This window comes from Desulfobaculum sp., from assembly GCF_054921475.1.
The window spans coordinates 1-6,421 of record NZ_JBUDSW010000219.1 but is presented as its reverse complement, the minus strand read 5'-3'; the positions used below and the strand labels follow the sequence as shown (position 1 = coordinate 6,421).

Here is a 6,421-nt window from a genome sequence, read left to right as displayed (position 1 = left end):
CCGTCAGCACCACGGCGCGAAAGCCGCCAATGGCGGTGTAAAACACCACGGAGATGCCAAACAGCGTCAGCCCGACGATGTAGGGATAGCCCGTCACGGCCTGAAACAGCCGCGCGCCGCCGATAAACTGCGCCAGCATGGCCGCCATGAAAAAGACCAACAGCGCCACACTGCACAGGATGACCACGGCGTCGCTTTTGTACCGGGCGCGCAGAAAGTCCGTCAGCGTTACGGAGTTGGTCTTGCGCGCCATGATGGCGAAGCGCTTGCCCAGAACGCCCAGCGTCAGGAACGTGGCCGGAACCTGAATCATGGCCAGCAGCACCCAGCTCAGGCCAAGGGCGTAGGCCACGCCCGGTCCGCCCACAAAGCTGCTGGCGCTGGTGTAGCTGGCGATAATGGTCATGGCGAGGACAAAGCCGCCCATGGACCGCCCGCCAATGAAATAATCCTCAAGAAAGCCCTGCGAGGAGCTTTGCGCATTGGCCTTGCCCCTCGCCCACAGCGCAATGGCAAAGGAGAAGGCAAGGTACAGGATGACGGGGATTATGGCCTGAACGTGCACGCTCATGAGGCTTCGCTCCCAACCGTTGTGGTGGCGGGGCGCTTTCGGGGCGGCTCGTCCGTGCCGCTTTGCTCGGCGGCTTCGTCGTCCAGCGGGATGTCCTTAAAGAAGACCCGCACCATAACCCATAACAGGCCCACCACCAGCGGGTAGCCAACGATGCAGCTGTAGAAGAACCATGCGGGAAGGCCCAGCACGTATGTGTATGTGTCCGGGTCGCCGTCGCCCAGTCCGTAGGCGCAGACATACCACCAGATGAAATACAGCCCGTATGCACCAAGGGCGAGGAGCGCCTCGCGGTTGGCTTGCGCAAAGCGGCTGTCGGTTTTGTGGGTGCTCATACTTGAATCCTTGATGGATGAACAATGCGCCATCCACGCGGGGCAGCGTTCCCCATGTGGAGCGGGCGCGGTAACGAGGCAATGCAAAAACACGGTTGCCGCTATGTGTCTACTCGAATTTTGCGGGTATTTGCAAATGATTATGTGTTTTTTTGTGGTACTCGAATTTGTTCCCGTATGGCGGGCGCTTGCCAAAAACGGGCAAAGCGCCCACACCATAAAGCGCAAAAGGATGGGCGATTTTAGTTTGACATTCAAACTGTCCGAGGATTAGAAAGTTTGAAAATCAAACTTTCTGGAGCTGTTGGTATGGATGCTGGGACCTATTTTCTTGTGGCAGTGCAGAGTGGGCTTGTGCTTGGGCTGATTCATGGTGTGAATCCCTGCGGGCATTCGTGGGTTGTGCTGGCGCCTTTTGTGGCGGGGGAGAAAAGCGGATGGCGCGTATCGCTTTTGACGGCGGCGTTCATCACCGGGACGGCGGCGGGGTGCATTGCCATTGCCGTGGCGCTTGGCGCGCTTTCAACGGGTTTGCCGGAGTCCGCGCGCTATGTGGTGGACTGCGTGACGGCGGGGCTGATTATTATCTTGGGGGCTATTATGCTGGTGAAGCCCCACGTGCTCCACAGCCACGACCATGACCATCATCATGACCATGAGGACGGCGGGCACACTCATCATGGGGCAACGTGTTCGCATGACCACGACCACGACCACCACGGCGCATGCCACCATCACGGGCACCACAGCCACAACGGGGACCTCCGCCGCAAAACGGCCCTTGGGCTGGCCACCATCGGCTTTGTGAACGTTATCGTTCCGTGCCCAACACTTGCCATGATGTATTCCTACGCGATAGATGCCGCCAGCATCCCCCGCGCGGTCGGCGTGTTTGGCGCGTATGCCGTGAGCACCGGCGTTGCCCTTGCGGGCGTGATTTTTGTCATATTTAAGGTGACGAGTATGATCCGCCGGTTGCAGCAGCCGTGGATTGAGCCGCTGGTCATGCGCACTGTGGGGATGATGACGATGGTTTTCGGCGCGTGGTCGCTCTATATTGACTTGGCCTAGGAGGCAGAGTGGACGATATATCGAATCTGACAAATCAGATTGTGGAATTTTATGAAAAGCTGTCCTCGTGGGAGCTGAGTGTGGTGCGCGAGCAGGGCATGACGCTGCCGCAGATGCATACGCTGGAAATCCTGGGCACGCACGAGCCGCTGCGCATGAAGGAACTCGCCCAGCGCATGGGCGTGACCACCGGCACGCTGACCATTCAAATCGACAAGCTGGAGCGGCTGGAGATGGTCCGCCGTCGCCCACATGAAGAGGACCGCCGGTCCATCCTTGTGGAACTGACCCCCAAGGGCAAAGCTCTTGCCGAAGAGCACCACACCCTGCACGAGCAACTCACACGCGACATTACCGCGCAGCTTGGCAGCGAGGAGCGCCGCGCCCTCGAAGAAGCCTTCCGGCGCATGAACTGCGAATTCTAGAACGCGTCACATCACACGCACCATAGCGCCCCGGTGGGAAGGACACAGGTCCTCCTGCCGGGGCGCTGTGCGTTGGAAGTTTTTCCTTGTATGACGGGGTGATGTGCCAACTTGAGAAGGCAGACTGTTGCCCGCGGTTGGCATGTGCGGGCCGGGGGGAAGGCGGCTTTTCAGAACGGGCTGGTCAGGAAGTCCCAGTAAATCAGAGTGTTATGCTTCCATAACGCGTGTTGGGCAAAGGTGGAACCCTTTTTGCTCAGAATGTGGTTTGTTTCACAAGGCCCGCTATTCGGGGAAAATCACGTGACGAGGAAAGGAAGGGGGAAGTCTCTTGCTGAAGAGTGCTCAGACGCTGAAAGTGAAGCTGGCCGGAGTGGTCGGCTTTTGTATTGTGTCCATTGCGGGCATTTTGCTGCTGTCCTTCATGGAACTATTGCAGGTGGAACGCGACTTCAAAATCATGAAGCAGGAAGCCTTGGATGGACAGATGGCTTCCCTCGCCATCACGCGCGATGTGAACTATATCAGCCGCCTGACGCGTAACATTATGCTGGGCAGTGACATTGAAAAGGACCTCGGCAAGCTTAATGCGCGCATAGCCGCCATAAAATCCAATTTTGACGTGCTGGAGGCCTCCGCCACTTCGCAGAAGGAGCGCCAGCTTATGCGGCAGGCCCGGTCCGCCGCCCTTGGCTTTGTGGAGGACGGCAGGCGCTTTGCCCGCGAATTGCGCGACCTGCCAAAGGCGGAGCGTTACACAAAATATCCGGACTACGGGCGTTCCGCCACGCCGCTGGCCCAGAAGTCCCGCAGGCATTTTGGGACCTTGGTCAAGCAGAAGGATGAACTCTACAAGGCTTCCGTTGCGGCCTATGACGCCCAGCTGCGCGAGGCGCGGCGGACGGTGGTCCTTGTGGGCTCCGTGGTCACGGGCTTTATTGTTGTGCTGAGCGTGCTGCTTCTGCGCGCGGTGCTGGGGCCGCTCCGGCAGGCCACCGCGTACACAGAGCGCATCGCTGCGGGCGACTATGACGCCGCCGTTGATGCCTCGGCCCTGCAGGGCGAAGTGGGCGACATGGTTAAGGCCCTGCAACATATGGCGGAAAATCTGAAGGTGAGCATGGCCGAAGCGCGTGAGCAGGCCGACAAGGCGCGCGAACAGGCCGAGAGCGCCCGCCGCGCGCAGGAGGAGGCCGACGCCGGACGCCAGCGCGTGACGGCGCTCCTTGGCGAAGTGACCACTGCGGCGCAGCATGCCACGGGCATCAGCGCGCAGATTGGGCGCGAATCCAGCGAGCTGTCCGAGCAGATGCAGGGCATCAACAGCGGCGCCAGTCTGCAGCGCGACCGCGTGCAGGAGACCGCCACCGCCATGGAGGAAATGAACGCCACCGTGGCAGAGGTGGCCAGTAACGCCGCCCGCGCTGTGGAGGAGGCCGACATTGCCCGCAGCAAGGCGCGCGAGGGCGCGGATATTGTCCACGAGGTGGTGGAAGCCACGGCCGAGGTCAACTCGCAAGTGGATTCCATGCAGATTGCCTTTGAGGATTTGGGGCGCCGCGTGGAGGAAATCGGCCAGATTATGAACGTTATTACCGACATTGCGGACCAGACGAACCTGCTGGCGCTCAACGCCGCCATCGAGGCGGCGCGCGCGGGCGACGCCGGGCGCGGCTTTGCCGTTGTGGCCGATGAGGTCCGCAAGCTGGCGGAAAAGACCATGCAGGCCACCAAGGAAGTTGGCGGCTCTGTCACCGGCATTCAGGCCGGGGCCAATTCGAATATGGCGGCCATGGAAAAGGTGGCCGAGGCTGTCTCGCGCAGCAGCGATTTGACGCACAATGCAGGCCAGGCACTGGGCCAGATTGTGGACATCGTCAGCGAGACTGCCGACCATATCCAGTCCATCGCGACGGCGGCGGACCAGCAGGCATCCGCCAGTGAATCCATCACCCGCAGCACCACGGAAGTGAACCGCGTGGCGAATGAAACCTCGGAAAACGTGAACCAGTCCGTGGAATCCATCGCCAACGTGGCGCAGCTGGCAGAGGATTTGAACACGCTGATGGCGCAGCTTGAGCAGCGCCGCGAGGCTGGAGCCTAAACGCTTCGCCTATGCCGCAACAGGCAACACGCGGGCGCCCCCGGGACGGCATGTTCCGGGGGCGCTGTTGTATGCGCAGTGTGCAGGGGCTGCCGCGGGGGTGTGGCCGGGGCGGTGTCAGGCCGCAAAGCCGAAGTGGACGATTCTGTTGGAGAGATAGGGACGCAGTCCGGGGCACCGGCCTATGTAGCCCCACCACCTCCAGCGGTCCTTGAAATAGTCGTAATAGTCCCACTCCTCTATGAAGGTGAGTTCCGGACTCCAGTTTTCGATGTCGCGGCTTCTCTTGAGCCCCCACTTGAAGTCGCTGAACGACCCTAACTTATTGACGGCGTCGTGGTGTTTGCCCTTGCCCACAAGGAAGGGGGGCAGCATGTCAAAGAGCATTTCGCTGCCGGGAAAATGCTGGGCAAGGCGGCGGAACAGCGGGCGCAGGTGGCGCTCGTCAATGTACATGAACAGCCCCTCGCAGATGAACAGGACGGGTTTGTCATGGGCGTCTATCTGGTCCATCCAGTCATGGTCAAAGGCCGATGCGGCAAGGAAGCCGTTACGTTTGCCCTCCGTAAAGAATTGCCGCCGCATCCCGATGGATTCCTGCACGTCGAGGTCGTACCAGAAGGTGATGTTTTCGTTTTTCATGCGCTCCACGCGCGTATCCAGCCCGGCCCCGATGTTGACGATAACCGCGCCGGGGTGGCGGGCGATAAAGTCGCGCGTTGCGTTGTCGAGCAGCATGGTCCGGACGGACACGCCAACCTGCGACATCCACGATTTTTCAAAGACCGAAAAGTCATAGGCAATGCGGGAGACCATCTCCACGGCTTTTTCGTCGCGGATGATGGGGTGTGGTTTGCTGGTTTCCACGGCCCGCGCCCAAAGGGGAATGAGCATGGTTTCCGGAATGCCCGTCAATGAGTCCTGCATGGTGTTCTCCAAGAACCGCCCGAAAAATCGGGTGATGTGAATGAATGAGGAAATTCACACCTAGCTCCGATTGATGTTGAAAGTCAATATCAAGAGTGGTAGGGGTGGAACACACATGGGGAACGAGGTGAAGGGCGCGTAGCCCGAGCCCGCCGCGCGGCCCTTCTCCCGCCCCGTGGCGGCGACCTGATGCGCACTGGTGCCAAGGCGCGGGTGCACGATGCACAAGGATACACAAGGCCACACACAGGACGACGAACAATGACGCACACGGACCACACAGCAATGCTGCCGCAGAGAACGCCTCACTGTATGGAACTGCTTTCCCCGTGCGGGAAAGCCCGGTGCTCTGCGTGAGCACGATATCAATTCGATATGCAGAGAGGTTTGTATGAGTAAAGTACTGGTCGTCTATGGTTCCACCACGGGCAACACGGAAAGCGTGAGCGACGTTATCGCCAAGGCACTGACCAACGGCGGGCATACTGTCGAGGTGCAGAGCGCGGGCGATGTCAGCGCTGAGAACCTTGCGGAAGGCTACGACGCCGTCTTCTTTGGCTGCTCCACGTGGGGCGACGACGAGATTGAGCTCCAAGACGACTTTATCCCCCTGTATGACGATCTGGACAAGGCCGGGCTGAGCGGCAAAAAGGTCGCTGTCTTCGGATGCGGCGATACCTCCTACGAGCACTTTTGCGGCGCGGTTGACGTCATTGAAGAAAAGTCCGAATCCCTCGGCGCCATCCTCCTTGGCGACACCCTCAAGATTGACGGCGACCCCGAAGCGGACGACGTCGCCACCTGGCTCGCCCCCATCAGCGCCAAATTGTAATCCGCTTCGCCACGCCACCGCATGAGTATGAAAGGGAACAGCCCAAGGGCTGTTCCCTCTTTTTGTGTGGGCGGGGGAGAATGATTTTTGCATCAGTGCAGGGGAGCGCGCCGCCACAGCCGCTTGCGCCGAAGCCGGGGCCGCAGGCGTGCGGGG

Annotated in this window: 7 protein-coding genes; 4 read left to right on the top strand and 3 right to left on the bottom strand. The window is 60.2% G+C overall.

What is annotated here, in order from left to right:
• Window positions 1-571, bottom strand: a 571-nt coding sequence (locus ACY69P_RS13025; protein ID WP_462327783.1) for a sodium:solute symporter family transporter, incomplete at its 3' end; no start/stop codon positions are given.
• Entirely contained in the window at window positions 568-906 is a 339-nt protein-coding gene (locus ACY69P_RS13020) for a YhdT family protein (RefSeq protein WP_462327782.1), read from the bottom strand. The genes ACY69P_RS13020 and ACY69P_RS13025, both read right to left, overlap by 4 nt.
• A gap of 309 nt (window positions 907-1,215) precedes the next feature.
• On the opposite strand from ACY69P_RS13020, the gene ACY69P_RS13015 reads away from it, so the two are divergent.
• The 3 genes from ACY69P_RS13015 to ACY69P_RS13005 all read left to right on the top strand — a co-directional run bounded on the left by ACY69P_RS13015 (window position 1,216) and on the right by ACY69P_RS13005 (window position 4,506).
• On the top strand, window positions 1,216-1,977 hold the full coding sequence (locus ACY69P_RS13015; protein ID WP_462327781.1) for an urease accessory protein UreH domain-containing protein: 762 nt from the start codon (window positions 1,216-1,218) through the stop codon (window positions 1,975-1,977).
• Between the two features lie 8 nt (window positions 1,978-1,985).
• On the top strand, window positions 1,986-2,402 hold the full coding sequence (locus ACY69P_RS13010; protein WP_459902113.1) for a MarR family winged helix-turn-helix transcriptional regulator: 417 nt from the start codon (window positions 1,986-1,988) through the stop codon (window positions 2,400-2,402).
• 331 nt (window positions 2,403-2,733) lie between these two features.
• On the top strand, window positions 2,734-4,506 hold the full coding sequence (locus ACY69P_RS13005) for a methyl-accepting chemotaxis protein (RefSeq protein WP_462327780.1): 1,773 nt from the start codon (window positions 2,734-2,736) through the stop codon (window positions 4,504-4,506).
• A 117-nt stretch (window positions 4,507-4,623) separates the two neighbouring features.
• On the opposite strand, the gene ACY69P_RS13000 is transcribed toward ACY69P_RS13005, so the two are convergent.
• Window positions 4,624-5,433: a class I SAM-dependent methyltransferase gene (locus ACY69P_RS13000; protein WP_462327779.1), complete on the bottom strand. Its 810-nt coding sequence runs from the start codon at window positions 5,431-5,433 to the stop codon at window positions 4,624-4,626.
• Between the two features lie 391 nt (window positions 5,434-5,824).
• Between ACY69P_RS13000 and ACY69P_RS12995 the strand changes: the two genes are divergently transcribed.
• A complete protein-coding gene (locus ACY69P_RS12995; RefSeq protein ID WP_459902116.1) occupies window positions 5,825-6,265 on the top strand; it encodes a flavodoxin in 441 nt (146 codons plus the stop codon).
• Window positions 6,266-6,421: the final 156 nt, after the last annotated feature.

What these genes read in the sequence shown, in the direction of transcription:
- ACY69P_RS13020 (WP_462327782.1), bottom strand. Translation starts at nt 906, where the DNA reads ATGAGCACCCACAAAACCGACAGCCGCTTTGCGCAAGCCAACCGCGAG.
- ACY69P_RS13015 (WP_462327781.1), top strand. Translation starts at nt 1,216, where the DNA reads ATGGATGCTGGGACCTATTTTCTTGTGGCAGTGCAGAGTGGGCTTGTG.
- ACY69P_RS13000 (WP_462327779.1), bottom strand. Translation starts at nt 5,433, where the DNA reads ATGCAGGACTCATTGACGGGCATTCCGGAAACCATGCTCATTCCCCTT.
- ACY69P_RS12995 (WP_459902116.1), top strand. Translation starts at nt 5,825, where the DNA reads ATGAGTAAAGTACTGGTCGTCTATGGTTCCACCACGGGCAACACGGAA.